Annotated in this window: 1 protein-coding gene; it reads right to left on the bottom strand. The window is 65.7% G+C overall.

Annotation, left to right across the window (positions count from 1 at the left end; translation table 11 throughout):
- Positions 1-271 precede the first annotated feature (271 nt).
- Positions 272-1,648, bottom strand: a 1,377-nt coding sequence (locus tag RI554_11490; GenBank protein MDR9392635.1) for a helicase-related protein, incomplete at its 5' end; no start/stop codon positions are given.

Raw genomic sequence — 1,648 nt, 5'->3', positions numbered from 1 at the left:
CGCCGCGGGGGCTTGGGTCCGCGGCGCCGAAGTGGTTTCACCTCCTTTCGTGTGAAGTGAGTCTGTCGCATTGGCGTGGGGGGTGGGTCGACCCCTTGGACGCGTGCCGAGGCGGTCCGGGAACGGTGTCGGGGGGAGCGACGACAGGCGCCGGGATCCCGTATCGGTTCGGTGCGCGGTCTGCTGGGTGCCACCCTCGTCGGGTCCTCGGGGCACCTGGGGGTGCTCGGCGTGCACGACCGGTACGTGGGTGAATCGGCGTCGTGAGTGGTTACGCGTCGCGCTCGACGAGATCCGTGAGGAGTTCCTCGAACAACCACGACCCGTACGTGAAGAGCGGAACCCCCTGTTCCGCAGCGAGATCGCGATCGAACGTCACGCGATGCGACGCTCCATGGTGCGTGAACGTGTACGTCGAAGCTTCGTTGCTGGGTGCGAAGCGGTCCTGCGTGAGGGGGTTGTGCGTCAGCTCGTGCTCGAGGTCGGCGAGCGTGAGCACGGGGTCGGGATCTTCGTCGTAGGGATCGCTGGTGGCGTGGTCGAGATCGACGGGTTGTGCGTTGGCCTCGTCGACGCCTTTGCGGATCTTGCCGACGGCCGCGTCGATGGCGGATTGCGCGTCGTCGGCGTCGGCCATGGCGGCGTCTCGGATGATCCCTTCGATGCTCCCGAGGACGGGGCTGGCGGGGCCGACGACGTTTTCGAACCAGTCGAAATCTTCGCTGAGCGTGTCGTAGATCTGCTGCTCGACGGTGTCTTCGTAGAAGTAGTTCTCGACGTCGACGACGGGTTGACCACCGATGCGGTCGAGGCGCCCGATGCGTTGTTCGACCCTCATGAAGTTCCAGGGCATGTCGTAGTTGACGATCAGGCCGCAGGTTTGGAGGTTGAGGCCTTCGCTCATGGAGTCGGTACCGATGAGGATCTTGACGGCCTCGCCGGCGCGGAAGAGGTTCTTGAGGGTGGTCTTGGGGACGCGTTCCCAGGTCTTCGTGGTCGGGTCGTACCGTGTGCCGCCTTGCCCGGACCAGGTGGCGACGTACGCGCCGTAGGTGGCGGCGAGGCGTTCGCGCAGGTAGTGAAGCGTGTCGCCGTACTGCGTGAAGATCACCGCGGTGTCGTGGTGGGCCCGGAACGCTTGGTCGAGACGCTCGTGCAGCCGCTGCATCTTGCTTTCGTCGGGGGGTAGACCCTCGAGACGGTCGATGAAGTCCGTGAGTTCGCCCCGCTCGTGGGCGAGGGTTTCCTTGGCGGCTTCGGCGTTCTCGACGTCGAAGAGGGGCCCGCCGTACTCGGCGACGAGGGCGTCGTCTTCGTCGACGAGCGTTTGGAGGGTGAGGTCGTCCTGGTCGAGCGCGTCGAGGCGTTTTTGGAGGCTTCGTCGGATGGCGTGGAAGCTGCTGGTGAGGCGCCTACGGTAGATGGTCATGATGAACCCGAGCGCCCTCTGGTCGGCCGGACCGTTCTTGTAGCGGTTGTAGTAGCGGCGGATGTAGTCGTCGATCCGCCGGTAGAGGCGTGCCTCGTCGGGGCTCATGCGGATGAACCGGTCGCGCACGTTGCGCGTGGGGATGTTCGTGTCGTGGGGGAGAAGGCCGGTCCGCTTGTAGCGGTGGAGGGTCGTGCGCGTGGTCCGGAAGACGCGGTA

The sequence above is a fragment of the Trueperaceae bacterium genome, from assembly GCA_031581195.1.
In the GTDB taxonomy this organism is placed as follows: Bacteria; Deinococcota; Deinococci; order Deinococcales; family Trueperaceae; genus SLSQ01.
Note: the sequence above shows the minus strand (reverse complement) of the source record. Positions and strands in the feature narration are given on the sequence as shown.